General features: G+C 65.4%; 13 protein-coding genes and 1 pseudogene. 3 read left to right on the top strand and 11 right to left on the bottom strand.

Annotation, left to right across the window (positions count from 1 at the left end; genetic code table 11):
- Window positions 1-52: 52 nt before the first annotated feature.
- Window positions 53-271, top strand: a complete 219-nt coding sequence (locus ACFYX0_RS30345) for a hypothetical protein (protein WP_388974768.1) — start codon at window positions 53-55, stop codon at window positions 269-271.
- 117 nt (window positions 272-388) lie between these two features.
- Here ACFYX0_RS30345 and ACFYX0_RS30340 read toward each other — a convergent pair whose 3' ends face one another.
- The 3 genes from ACFYX0_RS30340 to ACFYX0_RS30330 form a co-directional block, all read right to left on the bottom strand.
- A complete protein-coding gene (locus ACFYX0_RS30340) occupies window positions 389-577 on the bottom strand; it encodes an ATP-binding protein (RefSeq protein ID WP_388974766.1) in 189 nt (62 codons plus the stop codon).
- Between the two features lie 45 nt (window positions 578-622).
- Window positions 623-1,117 (bottom strand): SpoIIE family protein phosphatase, encoded by a 495-nt coding sequence (locus tag ACFYX0_RS30335; RefSeq protein WP_388974764.1) that lies wholly within the window; start codon window positions 1,115-1,117, stop codon window positions 623-625.
- A gap of 93 nt (window positions 1,118-1,210) precedes the next feature.
- Window positions 1,211-1,441, bottom strand: a complete 231-nt coding sequence (locus ACFYX0_RS30330) for an EamA family transporter (RefSeq protein ID WP_388974762.1) — start codon at window positions 1,439-1,441, stop codon at window positions 1,211-1,213.
- A 234-nt stretch (window positions 1,442-1,675) separates the two neighbouring features.
- Here ACFYX0_RS30330 and ACFYX0_RS30325 point away from each other — a divergent pair, with 234 nt between their 5' ends.
- Window positions 1,676-2,941 carry an IS701 family transposase gene (locus ACFYX0_RS30325; protein WP_388974760.1) on the top strand — a complete coding sequence of 422 codons (1,266 nt, stop codon included), beginning with the start codon at window positions 1,676-1,678 and terminating at the stop codon, window positions 2,939-2,941.
- A 266-nt stretch (window positions 2,942-3,207) separates the two neighbouring features.
- Window positions 3,208-3,360, top strand: coding sequence for an IS3 family transposase (locus tag ACFYX0_RS30320; RefSeq protein ID WP_388974829.1), 153 nt, complete (start codon window positions 3,208-3,210; stop codon window positions 3,358-3,360).
- A gap of 595 nt (window positions 3,361-3,955) precedes the next feature.
- Here ACFYX0_RS30320 and ACFYX0_RS30315 read toward each other — a convergent pair.
- From ACFYX0_RS30315 to ACFYX0_RS30280, 8 genes and pseudogenes are all read right to left on the bottom strand, one after another.
- The gene (locus ACFYX0_RS30315; RefSeq protein WP_388974758.1) at window positions 3,956-4,582 is read right to left on the bottom strand and encodes a sigma-70 family RNA polymerase sigma factor; all 627 of its coding nucleotides are present in this window, start codon (window positions 4,580-4,582) and stop codon (window positions 3,956-3,958) included.
- Between the two features lie 1,273 nt (window positions 4,583-5,855).
- On the bottom strand, window positions 5,856-7,721 hold the full coding sequence (locus ACFYX0_RS30310; protein ID WP_388974756.1) for an APC family permease: 1,866 nt from the start codon (window positions 7,719-7,721) through the stop codon (window positions 5,856-5,858).
- A gap of 859 nt (window positions 7,722-8,580) precedes the next feature.
- Window positions 8,581-9,519 (bottom strand): hypothetical protein, encoded by a 939-nt coding sequence (locus tag ACFYX0_RS30305; RefSeq protein ID WP_388974754.1) that lies wholly within the window; start codon window positions 9,517-9,519, stop codon window positions 8,581-8,583.
- A gap of 82 nt (window positions 9,520-9,601) precedes the next feature.
- Window positions 9,602-11,047: an APC family permease gene (locus tag ACFYX0_RS30300; RefSeq protein WP_388974752.1), complete on the bottom strand. Its 1,446-nt coding sequence runs from the start codon at window positions 11,045-11,047 to the stop codon at window positions 9,602-9,604.
- A 171-nt stretch (window positions 11,048-11,218) separates the two neighbouring features.
- Window positions 11,219-11,794: a hypothetical protein gene (locus ACFYX0_RS30295; protein ID WP_388974839.1), complete on the bottom strand. Its 576-nt coding sequence runs from the start codon at window positions 11,792-11,794 to the stop codon at window positions 11,219-11,221.
- A gap of 2,256 nt (window positions 11,795-14,050) precedes the next feature.
- Window positions 14,051-14,362 (bottom strand): annotated as a pseudogene (locus ACFYX0_RS30290) (ricin-type beta-trefoil lectin domain protein); the annotation flags it as partial.
- Between the two features lie 799 nt (window positions 14,363-15,161).
- Window positions 15,162-15,299: a hypothetical protein gene (locus tag ACFYX0_RS30285; RefSeq protein WP_388974750.1), complete on the bottom strand. Its 138-nt coding sequence runs from the start codon at window positions 15,297-15,299 to the stop codon at window positions 15,162-15,164.
- A gap of 1,263 nt (window positions 15,300-16,562) precedes the next feature.
- Window positions 16,563-16,802 (bottom strand): glutaminase (locus tag ACFYX0_RS30280; RefSeq protein ID WP_388974748.1); only part of this gene is annotated, 240 nt, incomplete at its 5' end.

Genomic DNA, 16,802 nt, shown 5'->3' with positions numbered 1-16,802 from the left:
GCTACCGCCTCCGCGGAGATCGTCCAGGGCCTCGTACCGGAACGCGTGACGCTTGATCCCCTACACCACGACGCGGGACACGACCGCGGGACACGACCCGCGATTCGGCACCGACCACGGCGTCGGCCTTGACCGACTGGGAGCGGCGCTGCTGCTGTGGTGGGGAGTGCAAGCCCAGTTCGAGGAGCGCTTCGGAGCCGAAGAGGCAGCCCACATGCGTGCGTCCCTCGAGGAGGTCGTCCAGACCGGTTTCATGCCTTGGGCCGAGTGAGGCAGGGCTTCTACCGGAAGACAGCCCAGGTCGTCGGGTAGGACCGGATTCCTGAGCATCGGACTGCCCTCCAGCGCTCGCCGCACCAGATGCGCTCGTGGACGGCGCAGGGGAACATCATGGCTCAGCTTCCGCGATGGGCATCTCCACCGAGACTGTCTTGCCCCGACCGTTCGGGGAGCTGTTCCATGATCCGGACAGAGCCTCCACGATGAGCAGACCGCGGCCGTGCTCGGCCTCCACCTTTTCCTCCTCGCGCAGCGCCAGGAGCGAGGGAACCGGCGGGTTGCTGTCGGAGTCCCGCACCTCCAGCCGGACGGATCGGCGAAAGCCCGCAGGCGCACTTCGACGTCACTGCCGGCGTGGATCAGCGCGTTGGTCACGACCTCGGAGGCGATGAGCTGAAGGGCGTCCGACATGTCCGCGAGTTCCCAGGAGGACAACCGGTCGTGAACGAAGTCGCGCGCCGTTTTCACCCCTTGCAGGTCGCGGAGAGATGTGCAGGTTCCCCGTCCGCGGACCGTCCTCGCCGACGGCGCCTTCATAGCGGGCCACGAGCAGTACCGCGTCGTCGCGGCAGTGCTGGGGGCTGGAATGGGAAATGAGGTGGTCGGCCAACCGCTCGAGATCGGTCCCGGCCCTGCGACTGCTGGCGCTGAGCAGCGTTCTCGCGTCGGCGCCCGGGTCGCGTGCCGTGCAGTCGCTCAAGCCGTTCGAGTACAGCATCAGGACCGAACCGGGCCCGAGAGTGTGCTCACGCCCGCGGTAGGCATCCGGCATCGTGACGCCCAGAGGCACGTTGGCGGGCGCCTCCAGGGGGCGGACACTCCCATCGGGCCCCAGCATCAAAGGCTCGGTGGGTGGCCGGCCAGGGCGGGAGGGATGAAGGGCCGGTGGCCGCCGCGCACTCAGAGGGATGAACCGATGGGGGGACTCTGCTCACGGTTCGGTGGCGGGCACCCGGCCTTCATCCTTCCTCCCCTGCATGTGCGGTTCCACCAGGAACATGGCCGCGAGGACGAGGCAACAGCCAATAATCTGCCGGGCGGACAGGAACTGACCGGCGAGGAGGCCGAACAGGGCCGCGAAGACGGGTTCCATAGTCATGATGACGGCGGCCCTCGCGGCGCTGAGCCTGGTCTGTGCCAGTGCCGCAGCGGTCGCGAGCACGCCGGCCCACGGCAGCCCGAACCATGCTGCCGGGGTCAGCGGTACGACGTTCAGCCCGGCCGGCGCCGCGACGACCTTTGGTTGAACCTGGTCAATACCGAGCTCTGCGCTACACCGAACGTCTCGAACACGAGGCCGCCGTGGCCTCGGTCGGCTCCAAGGGCGACTCGTACTACAGCCGGAGATCTTGTGACGGAGCCTGCGTGGTGTCGTTGACCGGGCATGATGCTGGGTGTGACGGCTGAGCAGATAGCCGGGTGGGATGCCGAACTGTCCTCATTGACCGGTTCGTTGGGGTACTTGTTCAACCGGCCGGAGCCTCGGGTGGTGTTCGCGCAGTTCGTTGAGGGGCTGCTGGCGGAGTTGCCGAAGAAGAACGGCTGGACGCTGTCGGAGCGTGCCGGGCATGTGTCTGCGGACCGGATGCAGTGGCTGCTGAATGGATCGGTGTGGGACGCCGACCGGCTGCGTGACGCGGTCCGCGATTACGTCATCACGTATCTGGGCTGCAAGAACGCCTCACTCGTCATCGATGACACCCAGGCGCAGAAGAAGGGCACCAAGTCGGTCGGGGTGGCCTTCCAGCACTGTGGGCTGACCGGAGATGTCCGCAACTGCCAGACCATGGTGATGCTCACCTACGCCACCGCCGCCGGGCACGCCTTCATCGACCGCCGCCTGTATCTGCCCGAGGAATGGACGACCGACCGCGACAGGTGTCGTGAGGCCGGGGTGCCTGACGAGATCGCCTTCGCCACCAAGCCCGAGCTGGCCATCACGATGCTCGAGCGAGCCCGCGCGGCCCACGTGCCGTTCTCCTGGGTGCTGGCCGACGCCGGCTACGGCCGTGATCCGCAGCTTGGGGCCTGGTGCCACGGCCACGCGGTGCCGTACGTGTTCGGCGTCCCGGTCGACCTCCCGATCGACGGCCCGTCGGGCAAGCCGCGGCAGCCGGCCGTGAAACGCGCCGACGACTTGCTCCACTACGCGAAAGTCCGTGACCAGTGGGAACGCCGCTCCTGCGGCGACGGCGCCAAGGGCGAGCGACTCTATGACTGGTCGGCCTTCGCCGTGCAGGTCAAAGACGAGAACCCGGCTGATGGCTTCACGCACTGGCTGGTGCTGCGACGGTCCCTGCACCCCAACCGACGTGGCAAGGACGGGCAACTTCACCGTGAGATCGCCTACTTCCTCGTCCATGCCCCCGTCGGCACGACGGTCTCGGAGGTCATCGCCAGGGCCGGTGGCCGCTGGCAGATCGAGGAGGACAACGAGATCAACAAGCAGCTTGTCGGCCTGGCCCAGTACCAGGTCCGCAAGTGGACCCCGTGGCACCGTCACGTCACCGCCTGCATGCTGGCCACCGCGTTCCTCAGCGTCCAACGCGCCGCCATCCCCGAACCCGACCAGACCCTCGAACCCGAGCCGGATACCGGCCCGGAGCAGGCCCCCGATCAGGGAAAAGCTCCGAGCATCGACGAGAGCGAGGCCGCTGGCTGATCCCCGCCCCGCTCCTGCGGCCCTCCATCCACACCATCCGGCACTGCCTGGCCGTCACTCACCTCAACCCCCACCATCCTGTGGAGACAGTCCTGACCTGCGAGTTATGGCGCCGACTCCACCAGACCCGCGCCATGGTCAGTCACTACCGACGCCGCGGAGACCCGCTCCCGGACCGCCTCCGGCCCTGGGCCCACCACCGGCCGATCCCACCCATCACCGACCCTCAAGATCCCCGGCTGTAGTACAAGGGACCGTGGACCGGCATCAACGACATCGAGATCGCGGTCGCCGAGTACATCGACTGGTTCAACCAGCGCCGCCTCCACGGCGAGCTCGGCCACAACACCCCCGCCGAACACGAGGCCGCCCACTACCTCGCGGCCGAACCCCCTACGTCACTCCAGAAAACCAGCTAACGCAGTCTCCACGAAACCCGGGGCTTGACATATGCGGCGTGGAGTCCTGGACGACGAGGAGGTCGAGCCCCAGACAGCGGCCACCCCCAAGAGCGACAGACTGGCCAGCCCGTTCGACATGCCAGGGGCGGTCGCCGCGGTTCGCACGGACAATGTGGAGGAACGCGTCATTCCCATCCGATCGATGCGGTGCAACCAACTCTGCAGTTGGAGGCCCACACTCATTCGTAAAGACGGTTGGCGGTGCACGCCTAGTTCATGGGGCACGGCGAGAGCGTGAACCTCTGGGACCAACCAGCTGTGCGACCGAAGCCGCCGCGAAGCGACAAGTAGCTCTCTATAATCAGGGTGACGTTCGGTCGGGTAGAGCGATGCGTGCCCACTCACGAACCACGGACCCTCGGAGACCCCGGCCAGCGCGTCGGGGTCTTGGCATGCCCGGCGACCGCACACGGCCAGGAAGACGTGGCCTCGGCTATCAACCCGGACCAGCCCGACGCAGCTGAAAGGCGGAGGCTAGTGCGGTACCCACGTGTTCGACGCTGCGATTACGGTAACGGGTCTGAACTCCAGGCCAGGCGAATCATGCACCGGTTTATCCGTCATCAAGCCAGCCCGTGATGACCATGCTCCGACGCAACACCCTGAGCGCGTAGTGGTTGCGCGACTTGACCGTCCCTGTCGGCACGCCGATTGCGCGCGCGGTCTCAGCGACAGAATGATCCAGACAATGCAGGCGTACGATGACCTCTCGATGCTCGGGTGAGAGCTCCGCCAGCGCATGTAGCATGGCGCGGGCAAGAACTATGCTATCCACTTCGTCGGGCGCCGGGGGCAAGGCTTCGACCAAGACAAGTTCGGACTCGTCCGGGCGCGCACTCTGCGCCCGATGGCCATCAATAATGATGTTGCGGGCCACACGTAGTAGCCAGGCACGCGCCGACTGCTGCTGGACGCGGAGCTTCGGTGCATTCTTCCAGGCGCGGAAAAATGTCTCCTGGACCACGTCCTCTGCGCTTTCTCGATTCGTTCGTCCGACTTTCATCGCGTACCGCAAGAGCATCGCCGAATGGTTCACGTAGAGATCGCCGAGGAAGCTATCATCCGCCCGGATGTCGTTTTCCAATTCCTTGCCCATTTGCTTGGGTGACGATTCATGAAGACGTTCTTCGAACTTCGCCGAAAATGTCGGTCTAGATTTCACGATATCATCCGCCGTCATCGAAGCCCTGATTAGACGGATGGGTAGGACCGTCGACTCCGCCTGGTCGAAACTACGCCGCTGCGTTTCCTGCTAAATCCACGCCCGATTATGCCAGGAGTCGACAGCGAGGTTGGGAACACTCGAAGAATTTCCCTTAAAATAGGCCTGTAGACCCGGCCCGCATGGGCCCGCAGACCCGGTTCACGCAATCGGATTAACGAGTTCGGCCTGGCGGTCGACGGCTCATTGACGTTTCCTCAACGGAGTTCACGTGGCTGCCTCTATCCCGTGCTTTGCAGCCGGGGCGTCCGCCTCCCGGGTCGTGGGCAGGGGCGGCTTGAGTTACGGCCAGGGCCTGAGCGGGCGCCCTGGGGAGCCTGGCAAGACCCGCTGGCGGGTGCCCGGCTCGCGCTGTTCGACCTCCACCATCGGCCGGAGCCGGCCGCGTGGACCTGCCCCGTAGGACAGCGGCGTACCTGGGCGAGACATCGCACCCCTCGGCGTGTTCAGGGTCGGTGGTGGATTGGGGGGTGGCCAGCAGGGGGCGTGCTGGGCAACGATCTCGCCGCCGAAGGCCCGGACCATGATTTGTCGTTCTCGGTGACGATGAAGTGATGGCTGATCGCGGCGGAGTGGACGGGCGTAGTTCCAGGTATCGGCACGAACATACTGGTCCAGCCAGGCTGGGTGAGCACAAGGCCCGGTTTCTTTGTCCATAGCCCAGCGGGATTCCCGCCTCGAAAACCGCAGGTCGCACCGGCCGGCGAATCGGGCCGTTAGCGTCGACCGACACAGGCGGGCCGCAGCTCACGAATTCGGTCCTTGAGGATGGCCATCACCCGGACCCAGCAGATCCGCTCGGCGATCAGCGTTGCTGCGTTATGCCGGGTCTTCTGGCTCGCAAGGGCCCGCTGGGCCGCGTCTTGGAGGTGCCCAGATGCCGCGCGATGCCCTTGAACATCGAGGCCAGAGTCAGAAGAAAATCACTAAGCGGGTCAATTTGATACCCTGTCAGGGGATCAGGATCAGTTGTGTCAAGAGTGTCATTCGAGCACCAGCCCAGGAACGTGCCGGAGTGAGGCAGAAGGCCGAGGACCCCTATGCATTCGCGTCCTGCGCCCGCGCAGGGGCGACCGCGGAGAGGTCTTCGGCTTGCTGGCCCAGACGCTAAAGCGCCAAGGTCAGTCACCGCCGGCGTCTTTCGTGGCGGCTCTGCTGTCACGAACGGTTCAGTGCGGCCGACGTCGCCGCTTGTCCTTGCCGCTCTGACGGGTCTGCGACGGCGGGTTAATCATCGCTCGGGACGGCGCCGGAAGAACGCCGCAATCCGGTATCTGCTGGATGCCAAAGTCGAGTTCCGTCGCGGAGATTGTCCACTGGCAGCAACTTGGGCAGAGCCTTCCTGAAGGTCGGGAGAGTCGTAGCGCGTTGCCGGGGGCCTGAAGTAGTCGCCAAACTCCGGTGCGGATCCGTCGGGAGAGTCGAATGTCCCTTCGCGGGCTGCATCGCTGAGGTGCGGTTGAGTGGGCGGAGTTGTTTCCTCATCCATGGCAAGGGCGAGAGACTCCTGCACAACAGGGGCTGCCAGACAGAAGCAGATGGCCAGGACGTAGATCGCCAAGCTGAAGGCCGCGATCACCGGGAAGGCCCCTGCAAAGCTGATCATCTTGAGGCCGCCGCCGAACGGACCAAGCCAGCTCAGCAGCGCCAGCCCGACAAGCCACGGACACACCCACAGGCCCGCGCGCAGATCCCGGGCAAGGTTGCGGGTGGGCTTCCGGAAGGACTGAATGACGAACAGTAGGAAACCGATCATGATGGCGACGAACAGCTTCCTGTCTGTCTCCCAGCCGGTCCAGAAAACGATCAGGTTGGAAGAGTAGAACGCCAGGAACGGGATGACGTCCCCACCCGGAAGCCTGAACGGTCGCTCCTGCTCCGGTGCCCGACGGCGGAGCGCGGCGACCACCAGCGGTCCGGAACCGAAAGACAGCACCGTGGCCGAGGTGATGAAGCCGACCATCTTCTGCCAGCCCGGGAAGGGCATGAAGAAGATCAGGCCCGTCACGAAGGTCAAGATGATACTGACCCACGGGACACCGCGCCGACTGAGTGCTGCCAGTCCTTGGGGTGCATTGCCGTTCTTGGACATGGCATATGAGAGACGGGAAGTGACGGTGGTGTAGATGAGGCCGGTGTCGGCAGGCGAGACGACCGCGTCCGCATACAGCAGCGTGGCCAGCCACGGCAGGCCCAGGAGGGTGGCCAGGGCCGCGAGTGGCCCGAAGGCATTGGGAAAGTCCAGGGCGGACCAGCCGTGGCTCAGCAGGCTGGTGGGAAGTGCACCGATGAAGGCGACCTGTAGCCCCACGTAGATGGCCATGGTGATGAGGATCGATCCGATCACCGCGATGGGGACATTGCGGCGGGGGTTCTTGCTTTCGCCGGCGAGATCGACCCCTTGGCGGAAGCCGAAGTACGAGAAAACCACCCCGGCCGTTGCAATGGACGTGACGATGCCGGAGAAGCCATTAGGGGCGAAGCCCTGGGTGTGGAAGTTCGCCGGGTGGAAGGCGGTGCCCACGAGCGCCACCACGACCAGCAGGATGATGATCAGCTTCCACCAGACGAGGATGGTGTTGGCCTTCTCGAAGAGCTTCACGCCGACGACATTGATCACACTGAAGAGGGCGAGGAAGGCGATCGCCACGGCGAGACCGCCGCCGGTTAGCACCGGCACTCCGGCGTCCAGTCTCGTGAGCCATGGCACGTAGTAGGTGGCATATTGCAGGGCGCCCTCCACCTCGATGGGGGCGACAGAAGCTGCGGCCAGCCAGTTGATCCAGCCGGTGGTGAAGCTGGCGAACGATCCGAAGACCAGGTGGGGGAAGCGCACCGCACCTCCGGACATTGGCAGCATCGCGCCGAGTTCGGCATAGGCCAACCCGATCAACATGATCATGATGCCGCCGAGCATCCATGAAACGATTGCCGCTGGCCCAGCCTGTCGCGATGTACTCAGGGCGCCGAACAGCCAGCCGGAGCCGATGATGGAGCCGACGCCCGTGAAGAACAACCCGAGGAGTCCGACGTCACGGCGTAGCCCGCCGGGGGATTGCCCCGCTGGGGCCTGTCTCGGCTCTTCCGTCAAGGTCATGGTGAATCTCTTTTCATGGGAATGAACGGGGGTACCACTGAAGCCGAATCCGGGCGCCGTTACATGCGAAGAGTTCGGCTGAAATCGAAGTCGCCGTTCACAGCTAAGGTAGGTGAGTCCGGCCTTCGCTCGACGCCTGAGGAGTCCGCAAATTGGTCTTCGGCAGCTGCGCCTAGGCTCTCAGCGCTAGTTATTTCGTCGAATCAGATTCCAGCAGTCTTCTGCTCCACCGCTATCGATTGCCATCCAAACGGAGTCCCTTGCACAGGAAGTAGCACTCCATGAATTTTCGGCCCGCCAGGGCCTCGCGCTTGGCCATACGAGTGTCAAGTTGCCCCCTGGCCGTTTGAGGGTCCCTTGAGCATATTTGGGTCCCAGGGACCCAAGGGTTCGGGACTCGAGGTTCAGGTTGGCGTCGCCGGTGTTTAACGCCGATTCAGACTTCACGCGGCGGGATTCCTTTCGGTAGCCGGCGGAAAGGGTGTCCATTCACGGCTTGGCAGGCGGTGGTGGGTGGGAGCGATGGGGTGCCGGTGAGCGCGTCGCGGACGGCTCGAGATGGCGTCCCGCTTGGTGCGCGACAAGAGACACGACCCCGCTCGACGCAGCGGGTCCTTGCTCTGTTACGGGATAAGATCCGCCGTGCACACGGCCACAACGCGCAACCGACCGCGGTCGGGGTGCATTCGCAGAACCTGAAGACCTCGGGCAACGTGGCGGAGCCCAATATGGGCATCGGCGCTGGCAGTTATATGTGCCGTCATGGGGAGTGGCTATCGATTCTCCGCGGTCCCCGCGGCTTTTGGTGCGCTGTGGTGTCCGGTCGGGCCGAATTGAACGGTCCGCCCTCGTCCGCGCGTTACAAGAGCCGGTCATGCCAGTGCGAAAACATGTGGACGGGATCGCCGCGTACGCCCCACGGCCAGGTAGTGACGGTGCCGTCGATCGCCCGGAAGGCGTCGGCCGCCTCCTGCATACGGCCAGCTTCCACCAGTGCATACGCGAGCAAGTTGAGGTCAGCTAGCGCGGCTGCGTGGCTCAGGAAGCCCGGCCGGGTCCAGTGAGCTGCTGCCTGGTCCAGCACCCGCTTTGCAGGGGGGGCCGCCCAGTAGTGGCGTGACGTGATCCAGCCGATGTTGCTCTTCAAGACCGTCCGGTGGTAAACGTCCGTCAGCGCGGCCAAGTGCAGACCGATCGCCGGAGCGTCGGGGGGCAGATCCTCTTGGGCTTCGTCCACAAAGTCGAGCAGGCTTGCGACGGAGCCGCATTCTTCAGGAGAGAGGTAGCACAGCATCTGCCGGTACGCCTCGCGGTGCCAGGGGTCGCGCCTTGTGATCTCTCGCAATACCTGCATTACCTCATGCGGGGATCGCTGAAGGCGCCGCTGTACGGCGAGGAGTGCGACCCATGGAGTCGGGTGTCCAGGCATGAGTTCGGCGCTCCGCCGACAGGTGCGCTCCAGATGTCGCAGGATGGTGAGGTCGCCGTTCACGAGCGCGAGCTCCAGAGTCGACCAGGCATTGAGGACGAGCGCATAGGGGTCCTCTGCGCGCTGACTGCACCAGGCTTCGAAGAGGCGGTGGTTGCCCGTCCGGGCAAGGACACGCACTCGATGCGTGCATCGATCCCAGTCCTCAGCGCTCTCACGGAGCAGGTGCTCGACTGCCGCGACGACGAAATCCTGCTCCGTCGGGCGGATAACCCCTGATGCGCGGCCGAGCATCCGGCCGAGTTCGAAGTCGCCGAGCTCCGGAACAAGACGAGGGACGGCTCTTCTGCCGCGTCGGAGGAGTTTCACGGCGTGGTGGCGGAGTAAATGGAACCAGTCGCATTGCTGGCCGACAGCACAGTTCGGCGGCAACGGGTCATCGCGGTCTCCATTACGGGCGTGTGATCGATCTGGGGGCAGTATCACGCGCCTCCGCCGGGTGGAAGGTGGCAGTGGTGTGGAGTGGTTTCGCGGCGGCCAGGCCCGCGTAGATGTGGGGCCTGTGGTAGCGCAGCCAGAGGCCGTAGCCCGTACCGACGATCACGGCCAGACCGAGCACCGAGGGCATAGCGTTGATGACTGCGTTGTCGGTCCCGACGAGAGTCCTGTAATCGACGACGAACAGTACGATGGCGAAGAGCAAACCAACCGCGCCGATGGCGGGCGCAATTCTGGTGCGCCACAGCCCTGGGATAGGGTGCCTGTGGAAGTACACCAGAATCGCCACGGCTGCGATTGCCTGCAACCCGAGGACGCCGAGGGTGCTGAGTCCGACCATTGAGGTCGCCAGGTTGATGTACGGGTCCATACCAGCCCAAGCAAAGGTGATGACCACGGTGGCAGCAAGTGCGGTTTGGGTAATACTGGCGTTCGAGGGCGAGTAATGGCGCCGGTTGAGTCGACCAAGTGCCGCCGGGAGTAGCTTTTCCCTGCCCAGGGCAAACAGGTAGCGACTGGCGGCGTTGTGCACTGCCAGCATCGATGCCAACAGCGAGGTGGACAGCAACACGGCCATGACATTGCCGAGTGACGTGGATGCGTAAGTATCTGTGAGATCGAACAGCAAGGAGCCCAACTTGGCGCCGGCGGTCGAGCGGGTCGCGTCGGGTCCGATTGCGCCGACGGTTATCCAGGCTGTGGCGAAATAGAACACGCCGATGATGATCACTGCCAAGTAGGTCGCACGAGGAATGCTGCGGGTCGGGTCGGTCGTCTCCTCGCCGTAGAGAGCGGCGGACTCGAAACCGACGAACGAGGTGAAGGCGAACATCACCGCGATCCCGAAACCTCCTGAGAATACGGTGCCCGGTGCCAGCGAGGTCGCTGGCAACGCGGCCAGACCGCGCTCGGCCAGCACGGAGATATCAAAGATCACCACAATCGCCATCTCGGCGACCATCAGGATGCCCAGAATCTTGGCGGACAAGTCCACCGACCGATACCCAAGAAGGCCGGTGATAGTGATCCCGGCGCTGGCGTACAGCACCCACGATCCGTGTATTCCTACCGCGGTCAGTATCAGACTGGTGAAGTACCCGAACGCTCCGGCCAGTCCGATCGAAAGCGCAGAGTAGGAGAGCACCGCCAGCACGGCGGTGCCCACGGCGACCGGTTTCCCGAGACCCTGCCCCACATACGTATAGAAGGCACCGGTGTTGACCACCTGCCGGCTCATCGCCGCGTATCCCACGCTGAAGCACAGCAAGACTGCCGTTGCGAAAAGGAGCACCCCGGGCAGTCCGGCCCCGTTGCCGAGGGCCAGGGCCAGCGGCAGGTTGCCCACCGTGGCCGACAGCGGGGCCGCAGCGGCTATGACCAGCACCACAATCCGCCCCACGGAAAGTCGCTGTGGCCCCGTCGGAGAAACACTGTGCATATCGTTCGGCTCCGTCGGAGTTCAAAGATCAGGGAGTACTCAGCAGAGTACGGGAACAGTCCAACTTCAGCAGTCGTCAGTGGGAAGAAGAAGAGCCCAGGGGCCCAGTCCCGCGGTGCTGTAGAACGCCGGTCAGGGATTTAGGTTGCTCCCGGCTCGTGCTTCGCTCTGGCTGGTTCCCGAACCGCCATCGGCTATCTTGAGCAGTCGTGATCGGATGGCCATGTCTTCTTCGTCGAGCTCACCGAGCTTGGAGGTCCGGTCAATCTCGGCCTCACTGCACTGCTCTGCCGCCGTAAGCTCCCGGAGCAGAACCCACAACCGCTTTTTCCCGCTGTCGTCGGCCAAGTTCTCTGCCGCCAGAACCTTGAACTCACTGTTGCCGGGAATCAGGATCGTGGCCTTGCCAGTGCGCAGCGCATCGGTGCGCCGACCGCCGACGGACCAGACCAGAAATACGGTGTCGGTTCCGGCGGCCGGGGCCGGAGCTGGGACAGCCCGGATAACTTCAGGCTGGAGGACCACCTGGCCCGGCACATAGCGAGCGGCTTCAACGCTCGAGATGCTCATGGTGTACTGCGCAGCGCCTCGGTAGGACGGCAGGCGACGCAAGCCCGATGCGACGCAAGCCGCCCAGGCCGCAGCGAGGTCCGCGGGAAACTCGTTCAGGTGTTCGCCTGTCGGCCACTCATTGCGCAGGAGGGTCATCACTGCGACCAGGTCGCAGACGGCGGAGTCCGGTCCGTCTCCCGACAGTGAACGCAACCCAGGTTGCGTGGCAAGGACACGGACGACGGAGCGAGCGTGCAGGTCGTATCTGTGCTGGAGGCGCTCACGGAACAGGGAGCGCTCCCTGGGAGTGCTCCGGTGGCCTGGCCGTATTCCAGGAGGAGCATGCAGGACGCGCTCGCGTGTCCCCTGCTCTCGGACAGATTCGTGGGCCATTTCCTGCGCCGGTCCGGCTGGGGACGTTTGTTCCACAAGCGAGGCCCCCGACACCCTTGCTGCGACAGGTGGGGCGGCACTGTCCAGGCCCAGGCGTCCGGCTTCAGTCCCGGTCGTTTCACTGTCACCCGATGACAGTGCCGTAGAGCTCACTGCCCTCGTCTGCGGTGCGATGTGTCCCCGGCTTGTGGACGTCTCGGGCAGGGAAGCGGATGGAAGCCTCTCTTCGGCGTCCGAGGTCGGCGCCTCGCACAGCGTCTCCGGGTTGATGCCATCCTCCGTGCGTACGCATTGAGCCGCAGCATCCGCTCCGTGCAGATAGATCGACAGCAGTCGCAGCTCGCGGTCGGCCACCGACGTTTCCGAAACCACGACAAGTGTCCTGCCCTCCGTCTGCCATCGCTCACGCACACTCCACAGCCCTCGTGATAGGTCCCACAGGGTGCAGCGGCTGATACCAACGCAATAGGGCGCGCTGGGTTCTCCAGACGACCTCATGACAGCGACTCCGAACAAACCGGGGCGCCAAGCCGTGCCACGCCAGTCGTCAAATTTCCGCAGCAACTCCTCGGCGCCCTGCTGATCGTGCTCAACGAGAGCGAGCCCGCGGTCGTCCACACTGCGAGCTTCCACGATCGCGGGAGCTCCGGGGGCCGCTCCCAGCACATGCTGAGCGGAGCTGACGGGAAACCGGCTCAGCCGAGACAGCTGGGCGGCGGTAAAGGGATACGGGCCCGGGACATTAACCGCCGGAGCCCAGGCGCGGCCAGCCCGCTGCGGGCGCATGGCCCACCACCTGTCCCGGTCGCCTCCCGTGAGGACCGGAGTCTGCAGGTAGTCGGCGACCAGCTGCACGGCCCAGCCACCGATCTGCTCATTGCTGACCATCAGAACCGGCCGACCGCTCCATCCCGAGTGTTCCCGGATGAGCTCAGCAAGCTTAAGTGGGTCGAACAAACGCGTCCCGATGCGGAAGCACGACGATGCCGCTTCATAGCGAGTGAAGACGGTGAACAACTGCGAGTGCGGTTGCCACCAGGGTGCCAGGCTCTCGTTATCGAGCCGATGCTCCGGGGCGTCGAACACGACACCACCCTTGATCACACGGCAAGCGGTCGCCGACTGCTGGCCAGCCCGGTCCATGTCGAGGGCCCCGGTGGGATGCTTCCCCTGAAGAACCCCAGGAGTAGGTTGCCCGGTGTCGGTGGGACGGCGCAGACCCAACCGACCCCACATTCGTGGACGCCCCGAAAAGTTGAGGAGACCGGTGTCCAGCTGAGTCTGCGATCTGGACTGCGCGGCATCCGGGCTTGCAGATCGCGGGCCTGGCCTGGTCCGGGACAGTCTGAGGCGTCCCACCGAACGTGCCGGTGCCGGCCTCCCAACCTCGACCGGCAGCTGCGCGGCACTGCTGCGCGGCCCTGACGAATTTGCGTCGTCTAGGGCACCGGACCCCTGCTGTGCAATTGGGACAGCGCTCGCGACAGCAGGCGTCCTCTCGTTGCCAGAGCCCAGTGGCTGCCGACGGTGACGGCCGACCACCCGGGTGGAACTCGCACGCGGTCCAGTGGACGATGACACCGCCGGGCGTCGCCCAAGCCACTTCCGAACCGGGAGACGCCAGGCAATCAGACACCCCAGCGCGGCAAAGACGCCAAAGCCGATCACGAGTGAGGTGCCCGAACGTGAGGATGGCGTCAACTGGACATCCCCCGCCCAAGGCTGGACGCGTGCCGACGGTGTGGGCTGCGACGGGGCGGGCGGCACCAGGAGAAGTCCCGGCTCCAGCGACGCCGTGGTGTGGGTCACCGCTGGGGCCGGCTGCGCCTCGGGGGAGGGCCTCTGCAACTTCTCGGGTCGTGCAGGGGAGGCCGACGGCGCGCGCCTGCTCGGGCTTGACGAATAGGCGGTCCTGGTGCGGTAGGTCGGTCTTGCACGGACGGTGGCGGTCCGTGAGCGAGCGGCAGTGGGCGCGATGCGCGCGGCAGCCGGTACGGAGCCGGGGTCGTCGGTGCAGGTCCACAGCTGCATAGGGTTGCCGTTGGTGGTCTTTGAGTCTGTATCGTCCAGGCACTTGCCCGGACTGTCCACGCTCTGCACCTGGCCTTGCCTACCGATTGCCCACTTCTGGGCGATACCGCCGCCGCACCGCAGGAAGCCCGGCTTCGTCCCGTTGTCGTGATGCCCGGCCTTGGAGTCCAGGCAGTACCTCACCCCCGCCCCGTCGGAGAACCAGTACGTCCAGCTTCCGTCGTGATTGTCCTGCTGGTTGAATGTCTGAAGGTTCGCATTGGTACCGCAGTCCCATAGGACCAGCGCACTGTCCTCCATCCGGGAACTTCCCACCGGGAGGCCGACGCTGAGGCACTTTCCCCCGCCGGCCGTCAGGACATGCATCGCCAGCCGGGCGCCCCCGCCACCGCTGCTGGCCCCGAGCGGACGGCCCGAGTCGCTGTACACCTGCTGGGAGGCGTTCAATTCAGCAGCCGAGGCGCTCTGTCGATTGGCCACCGACAGTACGAGGAGGAGGGAAAACCCCGACGAAACAGCAACGCGGATGGTCGTTCTCAAGGCTCGCCTTCCTTACACGGTCCTGCGGCGAGAGCGCTCGCGCGGAAAAAGTGAACCGCGCCTGGCACAGCCTGACCAAGGGCCCCCAGACTCAATCCGCTGTGGGTCCATGAGCGTCGTCGCACCATGAAGAGCCCAATGTCGGGTCCCAGCACGATGCTGCTGATCGCAGGCCCTCTGGTCTTCTTGAGACGACCTGTGACCATGGCCGCTCCCAGAACGCACACGCTGGAGTTGCGTCAGCGTGCGGTGCGGATGTAGCGGCAGCCGAGCTCAACCCCGCCATCCGCCCTCGCTGCGCGAATGGATCCGCCAGGCTGAGGCGGATGTCGACGAACGGGATGACCAGCTGACCGAAGTACCGCAACCACCGTGATCTACAACTGAAGGGTCTGCGCCGCGCCCATTTCGCTGCAGAACCGGCCTTGCTCGGCCGTACGCACAGTCCGGTTTCTGTCAGACCGCCCGCCCGGCGCGTTTGGCAGAAACCGGACTGCGGTTCTTCCATCGGCGGCACCAAACTCGCCTCCTGCTGCGGCTTCTTGCCGGGCCTGCAGGCTCAGTGGGCGGGCACCCATTCCGGGCGGCAGGAGCCGCGGGGGACGGGGATGTGTCGGTATGCGCCTGGGGTGTCGAACATCTTCACCTGGTCGGTGATGCCCTGGTAGTGCCCGAGGGGGCTGCGCGGTGAAGACATCGGGGTCGGGGTAGGCATGGTGTTCGCCGGTGCCTGCGGTCTCGGTGGCGTAGTCCTGGTCGAAGATGCCCATGGACAGGATCCACAGGGCGACCCGGGTGAGGGAGACATGCACGCGGTAACTGCCACCGTCGACGGCACGGCGCCGTAGGGATTCGACGACGTCAGCGGTCAGGAACCAGGAGATGAGGTAGTTGTTCACCAGGGAGATCGGCGGCAGGGCGGGCTTGTCATCATCGCCTTCCGGATTCAGCAGTCCTGTGAGTCTCTGAAGCCAAACAAGTTCTCAGTATGCAGGCAGAGTTGCTGGATATCTCGGCCGCGGCCACGGATGCGGACTGGGCCGCGGAGCAGTCGGATCGGCTGAGGAACTACTGCTGGAGGTCGGCGTTGTGTTCCTGCGCGTGGAGGTGTGGCGGCGGGCCGCGTCCTGCGTCCGCGCGCTGCTGGCACCGCTCTCGCGCAGGACGGCTGGCAGATGGCCGAGCATGCCGGGGACGTCAGGCCGTGGAACCAGCATCACCTGCTCGGCGGGGCGGCGTGGGACGAGGATACACTGCGCGACTTCCCCCGACGCTACGTCATCACCGGGCTCGCTGACGACGGGCGGGGGTGGGCCCCGGGCGGCGAAGGGCTGGCGGTGGACGAGACCGGCCTCGCCAAGCGCGGCACGCCTCGTCCGCCGTGGCCAGGCAGCACTCCGGGGCTCTGGGCCTTCGCCTGTCAGATCGACGTGATGATGTCCTGGGCCACCAGGGCTGGTCAGGCGCTGATTGACCGCGAGTTGTATCTGCCAGGAGTGGATTCGGGACCGGGAGCACTGCAGGGGCGCTCACGTCCCCGACCTGGTGGATTTCGCGGTGAAGTCCCGACTCGCCGAGGCGATGATCGACCCGGCCCTGTCCGACCTGTCCGAGGGGCGGATGTGGGTGGCCGCCCATTAGGTCTACGGCCGCGACGGGGCGCTGCGCCTTCCTGGAGCGGCGCCGGCTGCCATATGCGGCGGCGCGTAGGCCAACCAGACCGTGCTGGCCAAGCTGGGCTGGCGGCATGCCGCCCGGTTGGTCGATCGTGCCGCCGTCGAATCCGACCGCGTCGAACTGCCCGCTGGGCACTCCCAACTGGGCTCGCGCCTGTGTAGGTGGTGGGTGCGGCGCATCCCCGACCCAGAGACGGATGCCGGGGACGGGGCGTGGGCACGCTAATTGATCGTCCCCCGCCGCCCGGAGAGGTCGAGGAGCGGGACTACGGCCGACGGCTCGTTCAGAATACGGACAGTCCGGTGAGGGTCGTGAACCGGTCCAGTGCCGCGACGCCCGCCACCGAGTTGCCGCGCTCGTCCAGGCCCGGGCTCCAGACGCACAGCGTGCAGCGGCCGGGCACGACCGCGATGATCCCGCCTCCGACTCCGCTCTTGCCGGGCAGGCCGACCCGGTAGGCGAAGTCACCCGCCGCGTCGTAGGTGCCGCAGGTCAGCATCACCGCGTTGATCTGCTTGGCCTG

The organism is Streptomyces sp. NPDC002573, from assembly GCF_042889625.1.
In the GTDB taxonomy this organism is placed as follows: Bacteria; Actinomycetota; Actinomycetes; order Streptomycetales; family Streptomycetaceae; genus Streptomyces; species Streptomyces gibsoniae.
Note: the sequence above shows the minus strand (reverse complement) of the source record. Positions and strands in the feature narration are given on the sequence as shown.

What these genes read in the sequence shown, in the direction of transcription:
- ACFYX0_RS30335 (WP_388974764.1), bottom strand. Translation starts at nt 1,117, where the DNA reads ATGCTGGGGCCCGATGGGAGTGTCCGCCCCCTGGAGGCGCCCGCCAAC.
- ACFYX0_RS30295 (WP_388974839.1), bottom strand. Translation starts at nt 11,794, where the DNA reads ATGACCCTCCTGCGCAATGAGTGGCCGACAGGCGAACACCTGAACGAG.
- ACFYX0_RS30315 (WP_388974758.1), bottom strand. Translation starts at nt 4,582, where the DNA reads ATGACGGCGGATGATATCGTGAAATCTAGACCGACATTTTCGGCGAAG.
- ACFYX0_RS30285 (WP_388974750.1), bottom strand. Translation starts at nt 15,299, where the DNA reads ATGTCTTCACCGCGCAGCCCCCTCGGGCACTACCAGGGCATCACCGAC.
- ACFYX0_RS30310 (WP_388974756.1), bottom strand. Translation starts at nt 7,721, where the DNA reads ATGACCTTGACGGAAGAGCCGAGACAGGCCCCAGCGGGGCAATCCCCC.